Raw genomic sequence first — 24604 nt, 5'->3', positions numbered from 1 at the left:
TGACTACACGCCGTGTTCGGATGCCTACTTTGCTTCCCCTCTAGCGTGCTGCGCACACGACGGGCAAGCAGTGCGGCCTCACGGCTACCGGGGACTAACTGCCTCGGCTTTCAGCCTTCCATGGCGGTCAGCGATGGCACCCCCCTGTTCGCCATCTATCTCTGGGTTATCGTTGGCAACGGCTTCCGCTATGGCGAGGGCTACGTTTACATTTCAACGGCCTTCAGCATTGCCGGATTCACCGCTGTGCTGCTGACCAGCGCGTGGTGGATGGAACACGAGGAGATCGGCATCAGCCTGATCATTCTCCTTATACTGCTGCCCGCCTATATCGCAATCCTGCTTAGAAAACTGTACGAAGCCATCATGAAGGCGAACCATGCCAGCCAGGCCAAGTGGCCAACATGAGTCACGAACTGATAACACCGTTGAACGGTGTTATCGGCATGGTCGACTTGCTCCAAGAGACACGCCTGGACGAGGAACAACATGACCTGGTGCGCACTGTCGATATTTCAGCCCACACCCTGCTTGGCCTGATCAACAACGTGCTCGATATATCCAAAATCGAAGCGGGCAAGATCTCCATAGAACAGTCAGACTTCGATCTGCATGCCCTGATCAACAGCACCGTCCAGATGCTGGATATGTCCGGCCAGAAAAAGGGCGTGACAGTTGCCAGCCAAATTGATCCTAGCACCCCTTTCCTTCTGCGCGGCGACTCGCTTCACCTACGCCAGGTACTGGTCAACCTGGCAGGAAACGCTATCAAGTTCACCGAAAGCGGCTCCGTAACCTTGCGCGCCAGGGCAGTAGACGGCACATCCTACAAACCGGTCATCCGTTTCGAGGTGGAAGATACCGGCATCGGCATACCCGCAGACAAGCTGGGCATCATTTTCGATGATTTCACACAGGCAGACACATCCACAATCCGCAAGTACGGTGGTACCGGACTGGGCACCACCATTGCCAAGCAGTTGGTAGAGCTGATGGGTGGAAAGATCGGTGTTACCAGTGAACCGGGGCAGGGTTCGGTTTTCTGGTTTGAGCTGCCACTGACCGTGCAGAAGAAAGACGAGGACGAAGCGTCGGCACTATCCCTGGAAAACACTCGCGTGCTGGTGCTGATGGACGAGAAGCAAGTAGCACCGGTACGCCGTGCCCTGAGGGACTGGCAGGTTGAGTTTGACTGGGTCAGTACCTCTGCCAGGGCGTTTTCACTGATGATTGATGCGAGCGAACATGGTGCACCATACAGCATCATTCTCGCAGGCGAAGGTCTGCTCGATATGTCGCCGAAGCAGTTTGCAGGGATGGTAAGAAACGACGATGCCCTGAAACATCTCTCCCTGGTAGTTGCGACATCGAAAAACCCTGGCTCTGACCAGGAACGGGACCTCGAAGGAATCTACTCCTCGATACTCACCCATCCTCTGGACAAGACACTGCTGTTCAATGCCCTACACGCCGCACGCAGTGAGCACGAATCCGAAGAGAACGTGGTCACCCTGGCACAACATTACCAGCGCCATGCCAGCGCCATGCCAGCGCCATGCCAGCGCCATGCCAGCGCCCGCATTCTCAACATCCTGGTTGCTGAAGACAACATAGTTAACCAGAAAGTCATCCGAGGCATTCTTGAGCGCGCAGGACATGTGGTCGAAATCGTCGATGACGGCGAACAGGTCCTGGATGTACTGGCAAATAGCGAGAATAAGCATGATCTCGTGATCCTCGATATGAACATGCCGAAAAAGAACGGCATCGAGGTATTGAAAACCTTCCGCTTCATGGTATTCCGCAAGCAACTGGTTAGAAAATTGACACACCCAATGCTTGCTTTGTGCTTTTTGGCGACCCAATCAGTCACTACGCGTCAAAAAACAGACATCCAATATCTCATCGAGACCGCAACGGCCACGCACGCAACTCAAGTTGCAACTATTGGGCCACTTTTCATTCGGGTAGCCCAGAGCTCATCCCCACAACCGCAACAACTCGCTTTTTCTCCTATTCTCAGAGCATGGCGAGTTGCAAAGAACTGAGGAAGAAACGGCCATGATTGATAAAGTGAACGACCTGGCCGGCCCGGGTATCGGCAACTATGAAGATGTAGCCAGAAGCCTGCCCAGGGACTACATACCGCTACTGGAGACAAGAGAGCGCATGGCTGCACTTTTCTCCATCAAGCAGCAGATCGAGCAGGAGCTGTGCAGAAGCCTCAACCTGCAGATGGTCCAGGTCCCCCTCATCGTGGACCGTGAGAGCGGCGTCAACGACTATCTGGATCGCGATGGTTCACGCACCCCGGTGGAGTTCCCGTGCGGCCTGGGCCTGGATCGTCCCATAACGGCACAGGTGGTGCAGGCCGCCACCAAGTGGAAGCGAATGGCCCTGGCACAGTTCCAATGTGCACCCGGGGAGGGAATCTGCACCGACATGAAGGCGGTACGCAAAGACTATTTCCTGGACCACGATCACAGCGCCTACGTGGACCAATGGGATTGGGAACTGGCCATTACCCCGGAACAACGCAATCTCGATTACCTCAAGGAGACAGTCAGCAAAATTTGGGGGGTGATATACCGTGCCGGCAAATCTGCCCAGACCTGCTATCCGGCACTTGACGATCCACGCTACCCGGACTTTCCGAAGCAACTTGAGTTCATCCACGCCGAAGAGTTGCTGGCACGATACCCCGATCTTCCGCGAAAAGAGCGTGAGACCCGCTATCTTCAAGAGGTTGCCCAGGCCATATTCATTATCGGAATCGGATGACCGCTGAAAGACGGCTATCCCCATGAACTTCGCGCTGCCGATTACGACGACTGGGTGACCGAAACCCCTGGCCCTGACGAAGAGCGCTACCATGGCCTGAACGGCGACATCCTGGTCTGGAACCCGGTCACCCAAAGACGCCATGAACTCACCTCCATGGGTATACGAGTGACCAGGGAGACGCTGAAGGTTCAACTGAAGATGTCGGGACAGGAGTCGTTTCTGCAGCTCCCCTATCACCAGGCCATACTCAACGACAGGATTCCGTTGAGCATCGGGGGCGGCATAGGGCAGTCGAGGACCTACATGTACCTGCTTCGAACCGCGCACCTTGGCGAGGTGAGCGTCAGTGTCTGGCCGGAGAGGCTCAAGACAATCTGTGCGGAGAGAAACATCCGGGTTCTGGAGTAATAAAGCCCCATCCCGGAAATCTCATGAAGGGTTAAGCGTTACCAGGTAGTGGGCCAACAATCCGGCAAAGATCACCATGCCGAAGTAGTTGTTGTTGAGAAACGCTTTGAAACAACCCGCCGGCTCACGTTTACGGATCAGTATCTGCTGGTAAACCGCGAGCAGCGTGGCAGCGGCCAATCCAAGGTAATAGAAGAGACTCAACTCCTCCTTCACGCCGATCAACACCATCAGCCCCAGCATGGAGAGCTGCAGCAGGAGAATCATCACGATGTCGTATTCACCGAACAGGATTGCCGTGGATTTCACACCGATCTTCAGATCATCCTCTCGGTCCACCATGGCGTACTGGGTATCGTAGACCAGTGCCCAGATCACGGCAGCAATGTAGAGCAGCCAGGCGTTGGGAGGGACATTTTCCGTCAGCGCCATGTAGGCCATGGGTACAGCCCATGCGAAGGCCATACCGAGCACCAGCTGAGGCAGATGGGTATAACGTTTCATGAAAGGATAGATCGCCGCCAGGGCAAGGGCCACGAATGAGAGTACGACAGTCTGCCAGTTGAGCAGCAACACCAGGCCAAAAGCGGCAAGTGACAAAAAGGCAAACACGGCCAACGCCTCTCTGGGCGAGACCAGCCCTGTTGCGATTGGCCGGTTACTGGTGCGCTTCACGTGCCCGTCGATATGGCGATCGGCATAATCGTTGATCGCGCAACCCGCCGAGCGCATCAGGAAGGTACCCAGCGCAAAGATCACCACCACATCCCAACTCGGACTTCCCTTGCCTGCGAGCCACAGTGCCCAGAGCGCAGGCCACATCAGCAGCAGCGTACCGATGGGGCGGTCGAAACGAATCAGGGCGCCATAACGCTTCAAGCGTTCAACCATACTGACAGGAGCGCTATTCTCTTCAGCCTTCATACACAAACCCCAGGCAGTCCAGGCAGGAAAATCTCGTTTACCAACAGCGGCTGCCGGGAGAGGTGAAACAGGGTGCGTCGGCCCCAGATTTCGCCCGGCTGCTCTTTCAAACTCGCCGTAGCCACGTGAAACAGGGGATGACGGGGCTGAAGACGCGCAACTTCCGTAGCACCCCTGTGCATGTGGGGATCGGAGAACAGCACCTCCCCCAGGGGCCGGTCACCCAGCATGGTCAGTCGCCGGGCCGGGCCGCGCAGGCTGCTGGCAGGTATCAACGTCCGGGCGAATACCCATGGAGCACCCCCACAAAGCAATTCCACCTCGCGCACAATGGCCTGCTCACCCAGGCGCATCCCGAGCAGTCGCCGCTCGCTGTAGAGCGGCTTTCCCCAGCCTTGACTCAGCACCCTGACCCTGAAGCCGCCGTGGCATGCCCCTTTGAGCCGGGCAGTCAGTGAACCGGTATCCTTCAGCCAATGATAGACACTGCCAGGCACCTGGGCATGGCGTAATCGCCGCCAATCGGCCCAGGCGGGCTCCAAATTCGCATAGACTGGAAGTGTGTGTTTCAACGACAGGGTTTCCGGCTCAAAAGGCTTATTATCGCAAATACGGATGCCGTTGTTGAACCTAAATCATCCATTGCTGAATAAATTCAGGCATTGATATAGTGCTCCCGGTGCCCAACCCAGCGACGCACCAAGGAAGGCACGCGCTCGGGATACCGCTCCAGCATCATCATGGCGGCCTTCTGCACCTGCTCGAGAATCGGCTGATCGCGCATCAGGTCAGCGATACGAAACTGCATCTCACCGGTTTGCCGGGTACCCAGCACCTCACCTGGCCCGCGCAACTCCAGGTCTTTCTGGGCAACCACAAACCCGTCATTGGTTTCGCGCATCACCGCCAGGCGCTCCTGGGCGTTATCAGAAAGCGGAGCGTAATACATCAACACGCAGTGACTCTCCTGTGTACCACGGCCTACCCGTCCCCGCAGCTGATGCAACTGCGCCAGGCCCAGCCGCTCAGGGTTCTCGATAATCATAAGACTGGCATTGGGCACATCCACCCCCACCTCGATAACCGTGGTCGCCACCAGCAGATCCAGGTCACCTGCCTTGAAGGCAGACATCACCGCCTCTTTCTCGGCAGCTTTCAGCCGGCCATGCACCAGCCCCACCCGCAACTCGGAGAGCGCTTCTGTGAGCAGAGCCGCGGTATCTTCGGCCGCCTGGCACTGCAGCACTTCCGACTCCTCAATCAGGGTACAGACCCAGTAAGCCTGGCGTCCGGCCTTGCATGCAGCCCGCACACGATCGATCACGGCATCCCGCCGATTGTCCGAGATCACCACCGTGGTTACCGGTGTTCTGCCGGGGGGAAGCTCATCGATAACCGACACATCCAGGTCAGCATAGGCGCTCATGGCCAGGGTACGGGGAATGGGGGTTGCCGTCATGATCAGTTGATGGGGGATACGACCACTCCGGGCACCCTTCTCACGCAGGGCCATCCGCTGGTGCACGCCAAAACGGTGCTGTTCATCGATGATCACCAAGCCCAGGGCGTCGAATACCACATCCTCCTGGAACAGTGCGTGAGTACCCACTACCACCTTGCTGACACCACTGGCAATATCCGATAGCACCCTCTCCCGGGCCTTGCCCTTGTGACGACCGGTTAGCCAGGCCACGTCCAACCCAAGGAGTTCCAGCCAGGCCTGGAAGCTGCGCAGGTGCTGCTCAGCCAGCAACTCCGTAGGCGCCATCAGCACCACCTGGTGTTCCCCCTCCACCGCCTGCAGTGCTGCCAGGGCCGCGACCACTGTTTTGCCGGAACCCACATCACCCTGCACCAGCCGCATCATGGGATGCCCCTGGGAGAGGTCATTCTGTATCTCCCCCATCACGCGACCTTGGGCCCGGGTCAGTTCGAATGGAAGGGTTGCAAGCAGTTTCCGGGTATATGACCCGCTAGCCTCAAGAGGTGGGGCCTCATCGCGATTCTTCTTTTCGCGCAACAGCCGCAGACTCAACTGGTGGGCCAGCAACTCTTCAAATGCCAATCGACGCTGGGCGGGATGCTTTCCCTTCAGCAGGACATTCTGAGCGGCATCTGGGGGCGGGCGGTGCAGATAGCGAATGGCACGCCCAAGATCCGGCAGGCTGAACTGACTCAATAGTTCGTCAGGCAGCCACTCGGGCAGGGCATCCGGGTCGGTATCAAGCAACGCCAAAGCCTTTTCGCTCATCCCCCGCCAGGTGAGTTGGTGCATTCCCTCGGTTGTCGGGTAGACCGGCGTGAGGCTCTCCTCCATTCCGGTGTCATCGAACTCCCCTATCCGCTGATACTCCGGATGTACCATCTCGTAACCACCCGGTCCGTTGCGCACTTCACCGAAACAGCGCAGACGCACGCCGCGGGATAGACCCGCCTTCTGGGCACTGCTGAAATGGAAAAAGCGCAGGATAATGGCACCGGTGCCATCGGAGATGCGCACCAGCAGAGAACGGCGCTTTCCGAAACGGATATCAGAAGCTTCCACTTCGCCTTCCACCACAACCTGGTCACCGTGCCGCAAAGCACCTATGGGTGTAATCCGGGTACGATCCTGGTATCTAAATGGCAGATGAAACAGCACGTCCTGTACCGTCTGCACACCGATCTTTGCCAGCTTGTCGGCATTGCGCGACCCTACCCCCTTCAAGGCTGTCACCGGCACCTGGTCAAGCCCTTGTTGTTGTTTGATACTATTCAAGTCGGCTCACTGGAGGACGCAATCGCTACATTCAGGAATAAAAAGTAGAACAACTATAGAACAAGATGCGACTTATGCCAACACCGGCAACGACTTCATAATGCTGCTATATCTTCTTCATATCCTGCATAAACCCCAAGCAGCACCCTGGTGACGGAGATCAGCATGCCGGAAAGATCCACATGGGAAGAATTCTTTGATGTTCATGCCCCATATTACGAAGAGAATATCTTTACCAGGAACACCCTCAATGAACAAGCGAGTCTTCGACCTCGTGAAAGATTTCGGGACATCCCGTGTTCGGATGCCTACTTTGCTTCCCCTCTGGCGCGCTGCGCACACGACGGGTAAGCAGTGCGGCCTCACGGCTACCGGGGACTAACCGCCTCGGCTTCCAGCCTTCCATGGCGGTCAGCGGTCGATTTCCTGCTTGAAGAACTTGCCCTGACAGAGGGCCAATCCATTCTCGATATCGGATGCGGTACCGGCCGTCACGCCATTGAGCTGGCGAAGCGTGGTTACAAGGTGACAGGGCTGGATCTCTCTTCCGGCATGCTCGCCAAGGCCGTGGAAGCCGCAACCAGGGCGGGGGTGGAGGTGGAATGGATCCACCCCGATGCCACACGCTTCAGACTTGCCGATCAGTTTAATGCCGCCGTCTGCCTCTGTGAAGGTGCTTTCGGCCTGCTTGGAAAAGCAGACGACCCCATAGATCAGCCACTGAATATACTGCAGAACATCTCCCGTAGCCTGAAGCCTGGTGCCACGGTGATACTTACAGTCCTCAATGCTGCAGCCATGATACGCAGATACCAGGACGTCGAAGCGGGTCGCTTCGATCCATTGACGCTGGTTGAGGCTGCCGAATATCCACCTGCCGAAGGGGAGCCACCCATCAGCACCAGGGAGCGTGGGGGCGTCCCGACGGAACTCACCCTGCTCTGCTCCATGGCCGGCCTTACCGTCACTGATATCTGGGGAGGTACCGCCGGTAACTGGGGCAGAAGAACCATCGATCTTGACGAGATTGAGATTATGGTGGTGGCCCGTAAAAAACCATAAGGATCGAGAAAGGATGACTATGCTAAAGCGAATCACCCAAAGCCCATTCCTCAATATTCTTAGCGGCCTGATCCTGCTTGCAACCGCAGGCAACGAGATTATAGAGACCCTTGGAGAGCCATCCATCGGCGCACATCATGGCATTGCGATTTTCGGCATCATACAAATATTGAAAGCGATACCTGAACTCATGCATGGCCTCAAGGAAGCCGAAGAAGCCAAAGAGACCCTGCAAGGAAAGTAAAAAAGCATTTGTCTCGCCATCAGCTTTACATAACGGGAGGTTCAATATCATGAAAATCCTGGTGAATGCTTTCCACCCCCACCTGGAGGATCAATCCAGGGTCAATAGCCGATGGATCAGTGAGCTGGACAAGCACGGCGATATCACGGTCAACAGGCAGTACAGCCACTACGGAGACTGGAACATCGATATCGAAAGAGAGCAGAAACTCCTGCTGGAGCATGACCGCATCGTATTCCAGCATCCTTTCTTCTGGTACTCGACTCCCCCGCTGATGAAAAAGTGGCTCGACGATGTTCTTACCTACGCCTGGGCCTACGGGCCCGGTGGCACTGCCCTGAAAGGAAAGGAGTGGATCTCCGCCATCTCTGCCGGCGGGCCAGCGGATGCCTACCAGGCCGGGGGCTACAACAACTACGCCATGAGCGAACTCCTAAAACCCCTTCAGCAGACCGCCAACCTTATCGGCATGGTCTATCTCCCGGCTTTTATCTTCCATGGTGCGGTACAGGCGACAGGGGAAGAGATAGATGCCTCCGCGGCAGCCTACCTGTCACACATAACGGATCCGGAGTTGAATCCAGAGGTTAAATTGAAGAAACTGCTGACCGAAATGGAAGCAGCCGGCGCCAACCTTGAAACATGAGCAGCAATCGAAATGACATCTGATCCCGGGAAACTAGTCAAGAAGCATCCAAACCTCGTTCATTCAGAGATGTGCAAAGTGACTTCCCACGTGCAACGGGAGGCTGGAGACTGAATCGTCAACGCCATCATGATCGAAGGCTGCGACGTACCCTTCAAGTACAAGCGAAACAAAATGTATAAAAATACGACCGGTCAGCGTGTAAATCTGACCTATTATCCCGCAACAGAAACAGTGGCCGGCATGCCGTTCGAAGTGATGAACGTGGTGAGAATCAAGGTTTCATGACCCCGGTAAGCTTCCAGCCACCGTTCATTTGAATACACGCTTTTCTGCTCTTATCATGCAGCTTTCATTTTGAGGATAATCCCAATGTCCGTGCTTCTCGAGTTTTCCATGTTCCCAACCGACAAGGGTGAAAGCGTCAGCGCCTATGTCAGCCAGGTGATCAAAATGATTCGTGACAGCGGTGCGAGCTACCAACTCACACCTATGGGAACCATTATCGAGAGTGAGACACTGGAAGAGGCGATGGCCATTGTGCAGAAGGCATACGCCGTGCTTGATGAGGCAGGTTGCGACAGGGTCTACTCCTCCCTAAAACTGGATATCAGGAAAGGCAAGGAGAACCGGCTCAAGGGCAAACTGGACTCTGTACGCGAAAAGATCGGCGAAGTGTCGACCTGAGACCCGTGTAATGAAAAGCCATCAGACAACACTTTCATTCCAGACCCGTGGACGGGGAACCTCGGAGATTACCCGGGAAGTCCAGCAGGCCATCAACAGCTCCGGCCTGTGCCATATATTCATTCACCATACCAGCGCGTCACTGACCCTGTGCAAAAATGCCGACCCTTCGGTGCGGCACGACCTGGAAACCTTCATGGCCAGGCTGGTGCCTGACGGCGACCCCATGTACCAACACAGCATGGAGGGCCCTGACGACATGCCGACCCATATCCGTTCGATCCTGACCAAGATGGACCTGACCATCCATCCCGGTGACCGGTGGGCGGGGTGCCCTGGGCACCTGGCAGGGAATCTACCTGTGGGAGCACCGCACCCATGCTCATCACCGCAAGATTACGGTGACCGTGCAGGGAGAGTAACCGCTACTCGAGCTTCATGACAGCATCCATCTCCACCTGGGCATCCTTGGGCAGCGAGGCGACACCGATAGCGGCACGCGCCGGATAGGGCTCCTGAAAATACTCGGCCATCACCTGGTTGACGGTAGCGAAGTTAGAAAGATCGGTCAGAAAGATATTGAGCTTGGCGACATCCTTGAGGTCGCCACCGGCAGCGCGGGCAACTGCCTGCAGGTTGTCGAATACCCTGCGGATCTGACTCTCGATGTCACCTTCCACCATCTCCATGGTCTCCGGTACCAGGGGGATCTGGCCTGACATGTAGACAGTGCTGCCGACCTTTACCGCCTGGGAGTAAGTTCCTATAGCCTGGGGGGCCTTGTCTGTGCGGATTATTTCACGGGCCATTATTGTTGCTCCTGACAAATATTAGGGCCTGTTGCCCTAGCCTGTTTTACGGACTATCTTCAGCACCGCAGGGAGGGAACGCAGGCGGCGCATGATGTTGGCAAGGTGTTTTCTGTCCCGAACCGTCATGATGAATATCAGGGTGGAGGTCAAACCGTCGCGCTCCTCCATGCTCACATGTTCGATGTTTGAACCCATCTCTGAGATGGCTGCCGCCACGGTAGCCAGCACACCGCGCTTGTTGCCTACCTCGACCTTCACTTCGGTGGAGTAGTCACCGGACGGATCATCCGCCCACTCAACGTCCAGCCAGGTATCGCCGGTCTTACGGAAATCACCCATGTTGCGACAGCCCTGCATATGCACCACAACACCCTTGCCAGGACTGAAGGTGGAAACGATCTCATCCCCGGGAATGGGTCGGCAGCAGTTGGCAAATTTGACCACCATGCCCTCTGTGCCCTTGATCGCCAGTGGAATCGAGCTCAAAGACTTGCTGCTCGTCTCGCTCTCCTTTACCTCTTCCGGCTCTGCATCGGTGAGACGCCGTGCTACCAGCAGGGGCATGCGATTGCCGAGCCCGATCTCCTCGAGCAACTCGTCGAGAGTCTTCAGTTTGAATTCGTCCAAAAGCGCCTGCAGACGAGCTGGATCGACCTGGTTGAGGTTTTTATCAAGCAGGGTGAGCTGTTTCTCGAGCAGGCGCCCACCGAGCTCTGCAGCCTCCTGGTGCTTGAGGTTTTTGAGATAACTGCGGATATTGGCCCGGGCCTTACTGGTCACCACGAAGTTCAGCCAGGCCGCATTGGGCGTCGCACCCGGCGAGGTAATCACCTCCACCGTGGCGCCGTTGAACAGCCGTGTACGTAGCGGCACCATGCGGCGGTCCACCCGCGCAGCGACACACTGGTTGCCTACGTCGGTATGTACCGCGTAGGCGAAGTCGATAACGGTCGCCCCCTTGGCCAACACCATGATCTGACCTCGCGGTGTAAACACGTACACCTCGTCGGGAAACAGGTCGACCTTGACGTGCTCCAGGAACTCCATGGAGTCGCCTGCCCCCTTCTGCAGTTCCAACAAGTTCTTCAGCCAATCCGACGCCCCGGCCTGGGCCAGGCTGCTCTGATCGCCGCCTGCCTTGTACTGCCAATGGGCCGCGATACCGGATTCCGCCATGCGGTGCATCTCTTCTGTACGGATCTGGATCTCGACGGGAATGCCATGGGGGCCAAACAGCACCGTGTGCAGAGACTGGTAACCGTTGGCCTTGGGTATGGCGATGTAGTCCTTGAACCGTCCCGGCACCGGCTTGTAAAGATTGTGTACCGCCCCCAGCACCCGGTAGCAGGTATCCAGGCGGTCGACGATGATCCGGAAGGCGTAGACATCCACCACTTCCGAGAAGGTGAGGTTCTTGTCCCGCATCTTCTTGTAGATGCTATAGAGATGCTTCTCGCGCCCCTCGACTCTACCACCGAGCCCCTCCTGTTCCAGGCGCTGGAGAATAGCGGTCTCGATGTTACCCAGGACCTCCTTGCGGTTGCCCCGGGCCTTCTTCACTGCGGCCTTGAGGATGCCATAACGCATGGGCCAATGGGCAATAAAACCCAGTTCCTCGAGCTCAGTCTTGATACTGTGAATGCCCAGCCGGTTAGCGATGGGAGCGTAAATTTCCAGGGTTTCAAGGGCTATGCGGCGGGACTTCTCCGGGCGCATCACACCCAGGGTGCGCATATTGTGCAGCCGGTCGGCCAGCTTGATCAGGATAATGCGTATATCCTTGGTCATGGCCAGCAGCATCTTGCGCACGTTGGCGGCCTGTGCTTCAGCCTTGGTGCGGAAATCGATCTGGGTCAGCTTGCTGACCCCGTCCACCAGCTCGGCGATCTCCTCGTCGAACTCCTCGGCAAGGCGCTCCTTGTTGATGGAGGTGTCTTCGATCACGTCATGCAGAATGGCCGCCATCAGGCACTTGTAGTCCATCTGCATGTCGGCGAGGATGCGTGCCACCGCCAGGGGATGATAGACGTAGGGTTCGCCTGTCATGCGCTTCTGCCCCTCGTGGGCTTCAGCACTGACCAGGTAGGCCCGGTAGACCTCCTGGATCTGATCGGGCTTGAGATAGGATTCGAGATAAGCGCAGAGATCGCTTATCAGAAAGCGGGGTTTGCCTGAGTCTTGTTTGTTGAGGTGGGCCGAACCATTTGCCATGACCACCTCTCAGTAGGCGCTGACCGCGTCAGTTTGTGACACAGCCAGCGGGTAGCAGGGTCGGAAAACCTTGCCGGCCATCCCTTATTCTACGGGGGGCTGGGCTTCGATGGTTGCTCCCTGCATCTGCATATCTTCGGCCTCGAGATCGATCTCGACCTCCTCCTGCTTGGGTGCAACCGTGTTGTCGTCCACCAGGCCATCAGCAATCTCGCGCAGTGCCATGACGGTGGGCTTGTCGTTCTCCCAGGGCAGCAGCGGATCCACGCCGTTAACCAGCTGACGGGCCCGCTTGGTAGCCAGCAGAACCAGGTCAAAACGGTTGTCTACGTGATCAAGGCAGTCTTCGACAGTAACGCGCGCCATTCCATTTACTCCGGGAGTTTAAGACCTCGCCGACATCCAACGAGGAGAACAAAGAAAACACAAATACCGGCACTTCGCCGGAACGTGCAAATATAACCCAATCACCCCACGGAAGCCAAGTCTATTTTCCTTACGAAAGAAGGGCTTTCAGCTGTTTTTCCAGTTTTTTCGACTGCTCCCCGAGGCGAAACCGCTGACTGGTGACCACTGCACGCAACTCACCCAGGGCCTGCTTGAACAGGTCGTTCACGATCAGGTAGTCGTACTCGCCGTAGTGAGACATCTCTGACTTGGCATCGCGCATACGCCGCTCGATGATCTCATCACTGTCCTGGCCGCGCCCGCCCAGGCGCTGGCGCAGGGCCTGCTGGGTAGACGGCAAAATGAAAATCGAAATTGCTCCGGGAATGCGCTCACGCACCTGCCGCGCCCCCTGCCAGTCGATCTCCAGAATAACATCCATCCCCTGTTCCAGCTGTGCGCGGATAGCCGCCTCGGACGTGCCGTAGAAGTTGTCGAAGACCTGGGCGTTCTCGAGGAACGCACCCTCACCGATCATCTGGGAGAAACTGTCGACATCGACGAAATGGTAGTCAACCCCATCGACCTCACCGGGGCGCATCTGCCGGGTGGTATGGGAGACGGAGACCTGCACCCCCCCCTCGCTCTCCACCAGTGCCTTCAGGAGGCTTGTTTTGCCTGCCCCGGAGGGTGCAGAGACAATAAACAGTGTACCGCTCATACTTTGCTCTCTCTTCGAGCATGCCGGCCCGTTACCGACATGCAGAAAAACCACTACTCAATATTCTGGACCTGCTCGCGCATCTGCTCGATGAGCACCTTGAGCTCCACGGCGATCCGGGTGGTCTCCACGTCATTGGACTTCGAAGCGAGGGTGTTGGCTTCACGGTTGAGTTCCTGCATCAGGAAATCGAGCCGACGACCCACCGGTTCATCACGCTTCAGCACGGCATCAACTTCATCGAGATGGGTCCATAACCGGTCCATCTCCTCATCCACGTCCAGGCGCTGGGCAAGCAGGGCCATCTCCTGCTCCAACCTGCCGCTGTCCAACTCCTCGCTCACCTCGGCCAGCCTGGCTCGCAGGCGCTCGCGCACACTGGTCAGCACGTTGGGCATCAACTCACGCACCTTCACAACCTGCTCGCGCATCGCCTCGCAGCGTTGAGCGATGAGTTCCGCCAGGCGATCGCCCTCTCGCTTCCGCGCCGCCACCAGGTCATCGATGGCCGCATCGAGCAACTCGGTGGCGTGCTTCTGGGCCGGGGTGAAATCACGTTCCTCAACCTCCAGTACACCGGGCCACCGCATGACATCCATGGTTCTGGGCGGAACCGCTTCATGCAACAGGCGCCCCACCTGGCCCGCCGCCTCAATGATCTGCTGGGCCAGACGCTCGTTGACCACCACACCTGCTTCCCCGCCCTTTGAGGGCGTGAAACGCATGGCGCAGTCCACCTTGCCCCTGCTCAGGCGCTTGCCCATGCGCTCTCTCACCAGCGGCTCCAGGACCCTGAACTCTTCGGGCAGGCGGACGGAGACCTCAAGATAACGATGATTTACCGACCTGATTTCCCAGGTCAGTTCACCTAAATCACTGCTCTCGCCCTTGCGCGCATAGGAGGTCATGCTACATGTCATTGTGTATTACCTGCTTCGTTGCTGGAAAAAGACCGGATTGCAGATGCCGAATCCCTGTATCAAACCGGTCCCGTTGTTGTTTTGGTGTATCATAATGTGCAAATCACACCGTTGCACCCGGAGTCTTCGATTTTCTAAGGTATGGAGTATTCCAGAGACAGCCTGCCTCCAGGAACCGTTATCGACTGCTACTCGATCATCAAGGTGATCGGCAGTGGCGGTTTCAGCCTTATCTATCTTGCGGCGGACGAAGACACACAGGACCAGGTAGTCATCAAGGAGCACCTGCCAAAGAAGCTTGCCGTGCGCGATGAACACATGCAGGTACAGATTCGTGAAGATAGCCTGCGCGAATCATTCAACAGCGGACGCAAACTCTTCTACCAGGAGGTAAAAGCCCTGGCCACGCTTCGCCATCCAAACATCGTGAATGTGCGCACTTTCTTCCTGGCCAACAACACCTCCTACCTGGTGATGGACTACGAACACGGAAAAAATCTCGGCTCCTATATCAAAAAGCGCAAGGGATACCTGAGCACAACGTTCATCATGACCGTGTTCCCGGCAGTGCTGGACGCCCTGAACCTGATCCATTCCCAGGGAAAACTCCATCTCGACATCAAGCCAAGCAACATACACCTGCGTCCCGGCGGGGACCCTTTGCTGCTGGATTTCGGCGCGGTACACCAATTCCCAACCACCCGCAGCAGACAGAGTGCCCAGGTTGTCACCCCGGGATTCGCACCGGTAGAGCAGTATTACTCATCCGGCTATGTCGGCCCCTGGAGCGACGTCTATGCCATGGGTGCCACCATGCGTGCCTGTATCGAGGGCAAACCACCACCCTCGGCCATTGAACGACACGCAAAAGATCAAATGAAGCCCGCAACCGAAATGTTCAAACGACGCTACCCCGCCCATTTGCTGGAGGTCATCGATTGGGCAATGGAGGTGGATCCCCTGCTGCGACCCCAGGATGCGGGAACCATGCTGGATGCCCTTGTGGAATACAAGGGACGCCCCTTTGAGACCAACTCATCCGAGCCGGAACAAAACAAAGAGCAGGCCAAGGAGAATGACGTATGAGCCGCCATAAGCACGAATTGGCTGAGATGAGCCTGACCGGGGATCGAAAGATCAACCAGGATCGTTGTGTGCACGTGGAGAGTGGCGAATCGGTACTGCTCGCCGTGGCAGACGGCATGGGGGGCCACCCCCGGGGAGAGACTGCGGCCCAGATTGTCACCGACACCTGCAGAAACTACTTCAAAAAGACACCCCGCCCCATCTTAAGCCCCGGCAGCTTTTTGATCCGGATCATGCAGAAAGCCCACGAAGATATCGTCACCTTCGGCCTGAAAAACGATCCGCCCATCGATCCACGGACCACTGCCGTCATTGCCCTGGTACAGGACAACATGGCCTATTGGGCTCATGCAGGCGACAGCCGACTCTATATTTTCCGGGGAGGGCGCCTGGTAACCAGAACAGTTGATCACTCCTACGTGGAACGCTTGCGCCAGCAGGGCGTCATTTCCAAGCATGAAGTGGAGTCACACCCTCAACGCAACTACGTCACCCGCTGCCTGGGCGGCAACATCAATCAACCCGAAGTGGAGATTGGCAAGCACAGTGTCGAACCCGGCGATGTCATTCTACTGTGCAGCGACGGACTCTGGGGCAGCATCGACCAGGACCTGATGAGCGAAGCCCTGTTTGACGAGACGTCCCTTGCCGAGGCTACCAAGGCATTAGCCGATGAGGCGGCACAGAAGGCTTTTCCCGACAGTGACAACGTGACCCTGCTGACCATGCGACTGGGCAAAAACGTACCAGCGAGCGACAAAAAACCGGCCCCGCCGGAGAAACCGAAAAGCAAAAAAGATGAACTCGGCGAGGCGATTGCAAACCTGCAGGACGCCATTGACAGCTTTCAGACGGAACTCGACAGCAAAGACTAGTGGGCCGCCGGGAAAATTCGGCGGGCCTGAGCCTTGCCAGGGCTAATTTGGTAAGCTCTGCACCCTGGAACCAGTTAACACTATCCGTATTTTCTTCAATGGAGTACCTATATGAGACCCAGTGGTCGTAACCCTGATCAAATGCGCAAAATCCAATTCACCCGCAACTACACCAAGCATGCAGAAGGGTCGGTACTTGTAGAGTTTGGCGAAACCAAGGTGATCTGCACCGCCACCGTAGAGGAACGCACCCCACGCTGGCTTAAAGACGCCAACCAGGGTTGGGTCACTGCCGAATACGGCATGTTGCCCCGCTCCACCGGCAGCCGTATGGGTCGCGAAGCCTCTCGCGGCAAGCAGGGCGGACGCACCATGGAGATTCAGCGCCTGATCGGACGCAGCCTGCGAGCGGCTGTCGATCTCAACGCCCTGGGTGAGCGCACCATTACCCTGGACTGCGATGTCATCCAGGCCGACGGGGGAACCCGTACCGCCTCCATTTCAGGTGCCTACGTCGCCCTGTGCGATGCAATCAAGGGACTGATACATACCGAGAAACTGGAGAAAGAACCCCTCCATGGCCAGGTCGCTTCAGTCTCCGTCGGCATCTACGAAGGCACCTCCGTGCTTGACCTGGACTATGCCGAGGATTCCAGTGCCGAGACCGATATGAATGTAGTGATGAACGATGCTGGCGCTTTCATCGAAGTACAGGGCACCGCTGAAGGCCACGCCTTCCGCAAGGATGAGCTCCAAAACATGCTTGATCTGGCTGAAAAGGGTATCCAGGAGATCATGCAGGCCCAGCGCGAGGCCCTGGCTTCATAGTTAATCCCGACAGGCTTTGACGACCGCCCTGAACGCACTTCTTTTTTTCGGGGCGGTGCGCCCCTCCCACATAAAACTGACGAGCTCACTCCGTCATGAGTCTGCGGGAGACGCGCCTGCATGCCCTGCGGGTGCTCACCACGAAGATATTCAAAAATCCTGTTTAAACTCTACAGATATCTTCGCTATCACCAAGCAGGTTTCACTTCTAACCTTCTTTTGAATATTCAAACTATTTGAATGGGAGAGCGAGATGATTACCCTGCGCCGTAGCGAAGAGCGGGGCCATGCCAACCACGGCTGGCTGGACGCTTACCACAGCTTCTCATTTGGCCAGTATTACGATCCCGAACATATGGGTGTGTCAGCGCTGCGGGTCATCAACCAGGACCGCATAGCGCCCAGCAAGGGCTTTCCTCCCCATGACCACCAGGACATGGAGATCGTTACCTACATCCATGATGGCGCCCTGGAGCATCGGGACAGCATGGGCAACCAGGGGGTAATCCGCCCGGGAGAGGTGCAGCGCATGAGCGCCGGAAGCGGTGTCACCCACAGCGAATACAACCACTCATCGGAGGAGACCACACACCTGCTGCAGATCTGGATTCAGCCAGACACTCTTGGCATTGCACCGGGTTACGAGCAGACGCGCTTCGATGAAAACGAAAAACGTGGAAAGCTGAGACTGATCGCCTCCCCTGACGGCCGCGAAGGCTCCGTCACCATACAACAGGACGCCTCGATCTACTCTACGCTTCTCGATGGAAATGAAGATATCCACTACGAACCAGGAACCGGACGCAACCTCTACCTTCACCTGGCCATGGGCAGCATGCAACTCAACGGCGAAACACTTCAGTCCGGCGATGGGGCACAGATTACAGATGAACCGATATTGGTTGCCAACCGGGGTGCCGGAGCGGAGTTCCTGCTCTTTGACCTCCCATGACAGCCCATCCTTAATTCTGGCGCCATCCTGGGCAGGCTGACTGGTCCTGCCCTCTACCGGGTATCGAACGGCCAGATTCCACCAGTTTGCGGATTTTTAGGCTATCTTTTTAGATGAAGAAGATGGAGATTCGCATATGAAAATAATTATTCCTCGAATTCCCAATGCAACTACGCGCCACGAGTTGCGCAAGTTTGTAGGGGGAGTCATGAAGAAAAAGCTAAAAATCCCCTTCACCACCCAACCGGAGTTGAAAAGTGTCGACATCATGGTCATTCGCGATGCCAAGGGCGTGGAGGAGCATCACGGCCTCATCGTCATCCGGCCCGACGCCGGTGCCGAGTGGTTTATCAAGCACGTGAAAGGGCAGCGCCTGCGCAATAAGCTGGTCGCCGCCCGTCAATTCGTGGAAAGAACATCACACAAAGAGGTATTCTCCGCTGAAGATGACCGTCGCAGGGGCGCCCTGGAAGTGAGCAAGATCAACGAGCCCCAGGTGGCGGCAGAGGGCATGGAACAATTCTTCATCCAGCACTAGCCCCGCCTCAACCCTTCTTGCAGGAGGAGCCCAGTCATTCGGGCGACATCCCCTACACTCCAGGCAGAACACATCTCTGAGATATGGGCTTTAGGGCATCCGGCTGTTTATCACGATCTCCGTAACACCACTGGCCGCCACGTTTACCGGTGAAATCTCACCCACAAGATCGCCGCTCTGGGCAATGGCGTTGCCTGAGCGGGAAATCCGCGCACCCACGGTCACCTCGGAGAATTTGGAGATCCGCATCTCGGGCATCATGGCGGTTGAGTCATCCAGTTCCAGCTCCAGGGGAAGGTCCTTCACCTGGTGCCTTGCGGCAGCCAGGGGCATGCGTGGTCCCTGCAGTGCCTTGGCATAGACAAATATCGATTCCTCGGGATTCACCTCGGACTGGAATTCCGGCGCCAGCGCTATACGAACCTTGACCGAGGAGACTGCAGCAGCCGGGGCAGACGCAGCGTCCTGAACGGGTTCCCTGCCCAGTTTTTGTGAAACCTCTGCAATCAGGTCCTTGATCTTCGCCAGGGAGCCTGGATCATCACTCAGCTTGGTCTCCAAGCGCTTTAAATACTTCAGGGCCAGCTCATAGTTGCCGGCCTGCTGTTCCACCAGGCCCGCCAGCCAGAGGGCGGTGGTGTCCTCGGGACTGAGCTGCACAGCCTTGCGGATCAGTTCCGTAGGCCTGCCACTCATACCTCTCTGCTGGAGCATGGCCTGGGCGTCTGCTAGGGCCAACAGAATCACCGTCTGGTCACCCACCAGCTTGTAAACGTTTTCGAAGGCCTGAACCGCTTTGGAGTATTCCCCCATCGCCATCCGGGTGCGGCCCAGCATGAACCAGCCCTCGGCATCTTCAGGATTGCTCTCCAGGCGCTGCACCCGGGAGTTAATCATCTCGTCTATGGAGGGCGTATCCCCGTCGTGACCGGCCACCTCGTTGCTGACCGTGGCATTGGCACCCCCCTCCTCAAGCAACTGTGGTGTCCCGAGGAAGAGGTAGAGTCCCACAGCCATTGCCGGCACCGTGACCGCCAGGCCGGCCATTGCCATCCGACCCGGTCCCTTGGGCGCCTCAACGGACTCTGTCTTCTCATCATCCGAGAGATCCAGAAGCAGGGCCTGCTCCAGTTCAAGCTTGGTCTTCTCGAACTGCTCCTGGCTGATCACACCGTTTGCCAGGTCGGTTTCGATCTCCGACAGCCGCTCCTGAGCGATCACCACGTTCTGCTGGTTGCGGTTCTGAGTGAGGGTCTGGTGGCTGCGCAGCAGCGAGGGGGCGATGAATAAGATGGCGACCAGTATCAGGAGCGCCGCGATAATCCAGAAAATAATCATGCTTGGTCGTCTTTATTTTGATTCAGAAGGCGCTCGGCACGCTCCAGGTCGGCCTCGGGAATATCCTCGGCAGGGGCAGAGGCCCGACTGCGCACGAAGACTATCAGTATTACCAGCCCGATACCCATGATGATAAAGGGCCCGACCCAAAGCATCAGGGTATTCGACTGCACCGGCGGGCGGTACATCACGAAGTCGCCGTAGCGCTGCACCATGTAGGTCACGATCTCTTCGTTGCTGGACCCGCGCTGTACCATCTCATAGGTCAGCTTGCGCATGTCCTGGGCCAGCTCGGCATTGGAGTCGGCCAGGTTCTGGTTCTGACAGACCAGGCAACGCAGCTCCTCAATGAGGACCTGGAAGCGTGCCTCCTTCTCAGGGTCGTCGAAGTGATAGGCATCGATGGCAGCGAAAACCTGCAGTGGAAGTGCCAACATTATCGACAGCAAGAAACGTCTCATCACCCTTCCTCCAGCTTTGCCATCAAAGGTTTAAGGGTCTCGCGCCACAGATCAGGGGTGATAGAACCCGTATGTTTCCAGCGGATCACTCCCTGCTTGTCGATCAGGAAGGTTTCCGGTGCACCGTAGACACCCCAGTCCATCACCGCCCGGCTCTCGGGATCAACACCCACGGCAACAAACGGATTGCCCTTGTTCGCCAGCATCGCCCTCGCCTCGTCGAGATCATCCCGCCAGTCGATACCGACGATAGCCACACCCTCGTACTTGCTCAGGTAGATCAGGAAGTCATGCTCACGCCAGCACTCGGGACACCAGGTGCCCCATACGTTAAGCAACCACACCTTGCCCTTCATGGAAGAGGAGTCAACGGTCTTGGTTGGATCGAACAGATCAGGAAGGGAGAACTCCGGCGCTTTCTTGTCGATCAACACCGAGGGCACTTCCCGCGGGTTGAGCTGCAGCCCAACACCCAGGAAAGCGACGATAACCAGGAAAATACCCAGTGGAATCAGATAACGCGCTTTCATGCAGCCCCCACGGTCGCCTGGTTGTCAGCCGCGGCCTGCCGCGCCTTGCGTGCCAGCCTGAAGTAACGGCGGTCGCTGGCGGCAAGCAGGCCACCAAGGGACATGAAAATTGCGCCAAGCCAGATCCAGCGTACGAAAGGTTTATGGTAGAGACGCACCGCCCAGGCACCCTTATCACCCAGGGGTTCGCCCAGGGCCACGAACAGGTCGCGGAACAGTCCGGCATCGATGCCCGCCTCGGTCATGGGCATCTGGCTGGTGAGGTAATTGCGCTTCTCGGGATAGAGGGTCACCAGGTGCTCTCCGTCCTTGCTGATCTCCACGGTACCCCGGGCCGCTACGTAATTGGGTCCGCGAACATTGCTGACCTGCTTCAGCAGGAAGTCATGACCACCCAGGCTGTAGGTCTCACCCGGCTCCAGGCGCACATCCTTCTCGCTGCTGTAGATAGAGGTGAGCGCAACGCCAATGATGAATACTGCAATGCCGACATGACCGAAGAGCATGCCCCAACCGCCCCGGGGGGTGGTACGCATCACCTGCCAGAGGCTGCGCCCGGCGGTTGCACGCTCCACCAGCCACTGGCCGCTGGTGAATATCACCCAGAATGCCAGCACCAGGCTCAGGGCAGCCGCCCAGGAGTAGAAGGGTGCGAATATCGCCGGCAGTGCCAGTCCAAGAACCAGGCTCGTCACCATGTGGAGACGCACCTTCCTGAACAACTCGGCAGGATCATCCTGCTTCCAGCGCGCCAATGCACCCACACCCACCAGGATCGCCAGGGGCACGGTCAGGGGGATGAATACGCTGTTGAAGTAGGGAGGACCCACCGAGATCTTGCCCTGCCCCAGGGCATCGAGAATCAGTGGATAGAGAGTGCCCAGCAAAACGCTGCAGGCAGTCACCACCAGGATAACGTTATTCAGCAGCAATCCCGTCTCCCGGGAAACCAGGCCAAAACTCACGCTGCTTCGGATCTGTGTTGCACGCCAGGAGTAGAGCAGCAGGGAGCCGCCGATGACTATGCAGAGGAAGAGCAGGATGAATACACCGCGCTCGGGGTCTGTTGCGAAGGCATGAACCGAGGTCAGCACACCCGAACGTACTAGGAAGGTACCCAGCAGGCTCAGGGAGAATGCAAAGATGGCCAGCAAAACGGTCCAGGCCTTGAAGGCGCCCCGCTTTTCGGTCACTGCCAGGGAGTGCATCAGGGCAGTCCCAACGATCCAGGGCATGAACGAGGCGTTCTCCACCGGATCCCAGAACCACCAGCCGCCCCAGCCCAGCTCGTAGTAGGCCCACCAGCTGCCAAGCGCGATACCCAGTGTCAGGAATACCCAGGCCACGTTGGTCCAGGGACGGGACCAGCGGGCCCATGCGGCGTCAAGTCGACCGCCCAGCATGGCGGCAATTGCGAAAGCAAAGGCCACCGAGAAGCCCACGTAGCCCATGTAGAGCATGGGAGGATGGATGGCCAGCCCCGGGTCCTGCAGCAGCGGGTTGAGATCACGACCTTCCACCGGCGGATTGGGCAAACGTTCGAAGGGGCTGGAGGTGAAGAGCATGAACATCAGGAAGCCCACACTCACCAGGCCCATCACACCCACCACCCGGGCCACCATCACCTCGGACACGCTGCGGCTGAAAACGGTTACCGCACCGGTCCACAGCGCCAGGGTCACGGCCCAGAACAGCAACGAGCCCTCATGGGCACCCCAAACGCCCGAAATCAGGTAGAGGGTGGGCAGCTTGGTGTTGGAGTTGGTGGCCACGTAGGCCACCGAAAAGTCGTGTACCAAGAAAGCGTAGGTCAGGCAGCCGTAGGCCACCAGGAGAAACAGCAGGTGGGCTCTTGCGGCAGGTTTCGCCAACGCAACCCAGGAGGCGATACCCTTGTGAGCACCGATCAACGGCAGGGTACCCTGCACCAGCGCCATGCACAGCGCCAGGATCAGGGTGAAATGACCTATCTCCGGTATCATCAGTTCTTGGCCCCCACTGCCTGGTTGTGCCCTTTCTCCAGGGCCTCGGCCACTTCTGGAGGCATGTAGTTCTCGTCATGCTTGGCCAGTACTTCGTCGGCCACGAACACACCATTTGCATTCATCTTGCCCTGGGCAATCACGCCCTGGCCCTCCGCAAAGAGATCGGGCAGAATTCCCGTGTACTCGACATTCACCTTGTGCGCGTTGTCACTAACCGCAAAGCGCACGGTCAACTCTTTTCCACGCTCCAGGCTGCCGGGCTCCACCAGGCCACCGAGACGGATGTGGTCCTTCGGCCCCTCGTTCTCGGTGACTTCGGTAGGCGAGAAGAAGTAGGAGAGATTATTGTCCAGGGCATTGAGCGTAAGCCATGCGGCCAGGCCAAGCCCCGCCAGTCCTACGACAATAAATCCAAATCGCTTGTGTCTGGCTTTCATCGAGCATCCTCGGCTTTCATTCGGATTATGCGTGCCACACGCTTCAGCACAGAGCGGCGACGGCTACGCAGAATAATGGGTTCGGCAATCATCAGCAAGGCGGTAGCACCAAAGGAACCCCATACATAGAGGGCATATCCGCCCATATCGAAAAATTCGGCGACACTCATCCCCGCACCTCCGGCAGTTCGCTGACCCAGGTCGTTTCACGCTCCCGTTCCAGGATGATACTGCGTACCCGGGACATCGCCGTGGCAATGGCGTAGGCCCAGAAGCCGAAAGTCATGATCAGCATGGTCCAGAGCATAACGGGGTCCATGCTGGCCTCACCGGACATCTTGATGGTGGCGCCCTGGTGCAGGGTATTCCACCACTTGACGGAGAAGTAGATGATCGGAATGTTGACCACGCCGACCAGCACCAGCAGAGCGCCCGCCCGGTCTGAACGACGGGTATCGTCGATAGCCCCCTGCAGAGCGATATACCCCAGGTAGAGGAAGAAGAGGATCAGCGCCGAGGTCAGGCGTGCATCCCACACCCACCAGGTACCCCACATCGGCTTGCCCCAGAATGCACCGGTCCAGAGCGAAAGGAAGGCAAACATGGCGCCGGTAGGCGCGAGGGCGCTGGTCATCATGGCCGACAGGCGGGTGTTGTAGATAATTCCCAGCACCGACCAGAAGGCCATTACCAGGTAAATGAACATCGACATCCAGGCCGCAGGCACGTGAACGTATATGATGCGATAGCCCTCGCCCTGCTTGTAATCGGTAGGCGCTACGAAAAAGCTCATGTAGAGCCCCACCACGATCAGCACCACGGCGATGACCATGGACCAGACACCGATCCGCCCAGCCAGGGGGTAAAAGGTTGCAGGAGAGGAGAACTTAAACCAGTTTAGAATTCGTGAGCTCATCTACTTATCAGACTTCTATTTCGGATATTTGAGTGCAGTTGAGGGATTTTGTTCCCGCAAAACATCAAACATTCATCAAAAAGCAATAATAATA

General features: G+C 57.3%; 26 protein-coding genes and 3 pseudogenes. 14 read left to right on the top strand and 15 right to left on the bottom strand.

Features of this window, described 5'->3' with window-relative positions; translation table 11 throughout:
* Positions 1-45 precede the first annotated feature (45 nt).
* From BOW53_RS03050 to BOW53_RS13475, 3 genes and pseudogenes are all read left to right on the top strand, one after another.
* Positions 46-408, top strand: a complete 363-nt coding sequence (locus BOW53_RS03050) for a hypothetical protein (protein WP_172838741.1) — start codon at positions 46-48, stop codon at positions 406-408.
* Complete coding sequence (locus BOW53_RS03045; protein WP_245831977.1) at positions 405-2048, top strand: ATP-binding protein; 1644 nt, start codon at positions 405-407, stop codon at positions 2046-2048. The genes BOW53_RS03050 and BOW53_RS03045 overlap by 4 nt, the downstream gene beginning before the upstream one ends.
* Before the next feature lie 13 nt (positions 2049-2061).
* Positions 2062-3192 (top strand): annotated as a pseudogene (locus BOW53_RS13475) (aspartate--ammonia ligase).
* 21 nt (positions 3193-3213) lie between these two features.
* On the opposite strand, the gene ubiA reads toward BOW53_RS13475, so the two are convergent.
* The 3 genes from ubiA to recG all read right to left on the bottom strand — a co-directional run bounded on the left by ubiA (position 3214) and on the right by recG (position 6865).
* Positions 3214-4116: a 4-hydroxybenzoate octaprenyltransferase gene (gene ubiA / locus BOW53_RS03035; protein ID WP_078486041.1), complete on the bottom strand. Its 903-nt coding sequence runs from the start codon at positions 4114-4116 to the stop codon at positions 3214-3216.
* Positions 4113-4688, bottom strand: coding sequence for a chorismate--pyruvate lyase family protein (locus BOW53_RS03030; RefSeq protein ID WP_245831976.1), 576 nt, complete (start codon positions 4686-4688; stop codon positions 4113-4115). Before BOW53_RS03030 ends, ubiA begins: the two co-directional genes overlap by 4 nt.
* An 83-nt stretch (positions 4689-4771) precedes the next feature.
* Positions 4772-6865 (bottom strand): ATP-dependent DNA helicase RecG, encoded by a 2094-nt coding sequence (recG, locus tag BOW53_RS03025; RefSeq protein ID WP_078486046.1) that lies wholly within the window; start codon positions 6863-6865, stop codon positions 4772-4774.
* 363 nt (positions 6866-7228) lie between these two features.
* Between recG and BOW53_RS03015 the strand changes: the two genes are divergently transcribed.
* The 6 genes and pseudogenes from BOW53_RS03015 (at position 7229) to BOW53_RS02990 (ending at position 9935) form a co-directional block, all read left to right on the top strand.
* Entirely contained in the window at positions 7229-7936 is a 708-nt protein-coding gene (locus tag BOW53_RS03015) for a class I SAM-dependent methyltransferase (protein WP_078486039.1), read from the top strand.
* A 19-nt stretch (positions 7937-7955) separates the two neighbouring features.
* A complete protein-coding gene (locus BOW53_RS03010; protein ID WP_135606973.1) occupies positions 7956-8180 on the top strand; it encodes a hypothetical protein in 225 nt (74 codons plus the stop codon).
* A gap of 49 nt (positions 8181-8229) precedes the next feature.
* Positions 8230-8826, top strand: a complete 597-nt coding sequence (locus BOW53_RS03005) for an NAD(P)H-dependent oxidoreductase (RefSeq protein WP_078486037.1) — start codon at positions 8230-8232, stop codon at positions 8824-8826.
* Positions 8827-8838: 12 nt separating this feature from the next.
* Positions 8839-9114, top strand: a pseudogene (locus BOW53_RS03000) (hypothetical protein).
* Between the two features lie 84 nt (positions 9115-9198).
* On the top strand, positions 9199-9513 hold the full coding sequence (locus BOW53_RS02995) for an MTH1187 family thiamine-binding protein (protein WP_078486036.1): 315 nt from the start codon (positions 9199-9201) through the stop codon (positions 9511-9513).
* Between the two features lie 10 nt (positions 9514-9523).
* Positions 9524-9935, top strand: a pseudogene (locus BOW53_RS02990) (secondary thiamine-phosphate synthase enzyme YjbQ).
* A 3-nt stretch (positions 9936-9938) separates the two neighbouring features.
* On the opposite strand, the gene BOW53_RS02985 reads toward BOW53_RS02990, so the two are convergent.
* The 5 genes from BOW53_RS02985 to BOW53_RS02965 all read right to left on the bottom strand — a co-directional run bounded on the left by BOW53_RS02985 (position 9939) and on the right by BOW53_RS02965 (position 14564).
* Positions 9939-10322, bottom strand: coding sequence for a RidA family protein (locus BOW53_RS02985; protein ID WP_078486035.1), 384 nt, complete (start codon positions 10320-10322; stop codon positions 9939-9941).
* 36 nt (positions 10323-10358) lie between these two features.
* Positions 10359-12536 carry a bifunctional GTP diphosphokinase/guanosine-3',5'-bis pyrophosphate 3'-pyrophosphohydrolase gene (gene spoT / locus BOW53_RS02980; protein ID WP_078486034.1) on the bottom strand — a complete coding sequence of 726 codons (2178 nt, stop codon included), beginning with the start codon at positions 12534-12536 and terminating at the stop codon, positions 10359-10361.
* An 84-nt stretch (positions 12537-12620) separates the two neighbouring features.
* Positions 12621-12902 (bottom strand): DNA-directed RNA polymerase subunit omega, encoded by a 282-nt coding sequence (gene rpoZ, locus BOW53_RS02975; RefSeq protein ID WP_078486033.1) that lies wholly within the window; start codon positions 12900-12902, stop codon positions 12621-12623.
* Between the two features lie 130 nt (positions 12903-13032).
* Positions 13033-13644: a guanylate kinase gene (gmk, locus tag BOW53_RS02970; protein WP_078486032.1), complete on the bottom strand. Its 612-nt coding sequence runs from the start codon at positions 13642-13644 to the stop codon at positions 13033-13035.
* Positions 13645-13697: 53 nt separating this feature from the next.
* On the bottom strand, positions 13698-14564 hold the full coding sequence (locus tag BOW53_RS02965; protein WP_078486031.1) for a YicC/YloC family endoribonuclease: 867 nt from the start codon (positions 14562-14564) through the stop codon (positions 13698-13700).
* Between the two features lie 141 nt (positions 14565-14705).
* On the opposite strand from BOW53_RS02965, the gene BOW53_RS02960 reads away from it, so the two are divergent.
* The 5 genes from BOW53_RS02960 (at position 14706) to BOW53_RS02940 (ending at position 18843) form a co-directional block, all read left to right on the top strand.
* Positions 14706-15650 carry a serine/threonine protein kinase gene (locus BOW53_RS02960; RefSeq protein WP_078486030.1) on the top strand — a complete coding sequence of 315 codons (945 nt, stop codon included), beginning with the start codon at positions 14706-14708 and terminating at the stop codon, positions 15648-15650.
* On the top strand, positions 15647-16525 hold the full coding sequence (locus BOW53_RS02955) for a PP2C family protein-serine/threonine phosphatase (RefSeq protein WP_078486029.1): 879 nt from the start codon (positions 15647-15649) through the stop codon (positions 16523-16525). Before BOW53_RS02960 ends, BOW53_RS02955 begins: the two co-directional genes overlap by 4 nt.
* Before the next feature lie 111 nt (positions 16526-16636).
* Positions 16637-17353, top strand: a complete 717-nt coding sequence (rph, locus tag BOW53_RS02950) for a ribonuclease PH (protein WP_078486028.1) — start codon at positions 16637-16639, stop codon at positions 17351-17353.
* A gap of 253 nt (positions 17354-17606) precedes the next feature.
* Positions 17607-18305, top strand: a complete 699-nt coding sequence (locus BOW53_RS02945; RefSeq protein ID WP_078486027.1) for a pirin family protein — start codon at positions 17607-17609, stop codon at positions 18303-18305.
* 136 nt (positions 18306-18441) lie between these two features.
* Positions 18442-18843: a hypothetical protein gene (locus BOW53_RS02940; protein WP_135606972.1), complete on the top strand. Its 402-nt coding sequence runs from the start codon at positions 18442-18444 to the stop codon at positions 18841-18843.
* A gap of 90 nt (positions 18844-18933) precedes the next feature.
* Here BOW53_RS02940 and ccmI read toward each other — a convergent pair whose 3' ends face one another.
* The 7 genes from ccmI to ccmC are packed head-to-tail and all read right to left on the bottom strand — an operon-like array spanning position 18934 to position 24510.
* Entirely contained in the window at positions 18934-20181 is a 1248-nt protein-coding gene (gene ccmI, locus BOW53_RS02935; protein ID WP_078486025.1) for a c-type cytochrome biogenesis protein CcmI, read from the bottom strand.
* Entirely contained in the window at positions 20178-20642 is a 465-nt protein-coding gene (locus tag BOW53_RS02930; RefSeq protein ID WP_245831975.1) for a cytochrome c-type biogenesis protein, read from the bottom strand. The genes ccmI and BOW53_RS02930 overlap by 4 nt, the downstream gene beginning before the upstream one ends.
* The gene (locus BOW53_RS02925) at positions 20642-21172 is read right to left on the bottom strand and encodes a DsbE family thiol:disulfide interchange protein (RefSeq protein WP_078486023.1); all 531 of its coding nucleotides are present in this window, start codon (positions 21170-21172) and stop codon (positions 20642-20644) included. The genes BOW53_RS02930 and BOW53_RS02925 overlap by 1 nt, the downstream gene beginning before the upstream one ends.
* On the bottom strand, positions 21169-23154 hold the full coding sequence (locus BOW53_RS02920) for a heme lyase CcmF/NrfE family subunit (protein WP_078486022.1): 1986 nt from the start codon (positions 23152-23154) through the stop codon (positions 21169-21171). Before BOW53_RS02920 ends, BOW53_RS02925 begins: the two co-directional genes overlap by 4 nt.
* Positions 23154-23594: a cytochrome c maturation protein CcmE gene (ccmE, locus tag BOW53_RS02915; RefSeq protein ID WP_078486021.1), complete on the bottom strand. Its 441-nt coding sequence runs from the start codon at positions 23592-23594 to the stop codon at positions 23154-23156. The genes BOW53_RS02920 and ccmE overlap by 1 nt, the downstream gene beginning before the upstream one ends.
* A complete protein-coding gene (gene ccmD / locus BOW53_RS02910) occupies positions 23591-23764 on the bottom strand; it encodes a heme exporter protein CcmD (RefSeq protein ID WP_078486020.1) in 174 nt (57 codons plus the stop codon). Before ccmD ends, ccmE begins: the two co-directional genes overlap by 4 nt.
* Entirely contained in the window at positions 23761-24510 is a 750-nt protein-coding gene (gene ccmC / locus BOW53_RS02905) for a heme ABC transporter permease CcmC (RefSeq protein ID WP_078486019.1), read from the bottom strand. Before ccmC ends, ccmD begins: the two co-directional genes overlap by 4 nt.
* Positions 24511-24604 lie beyond the last annotated feature (94 nt).

The sequence above is a fragment of the Solemya velesiana gill symbiont genome (assembly GCF_002020805.1).
Taxonomy (GTDB): domain Bacteria; phylum Pseudomonadota; class Gammaproteobacteria; order Chromatiales; family Chromatiaceae; genus Sedimenticola_A.
This window is presented reverse-complemented; position numbering and strand designations above follow the sequence as displayed.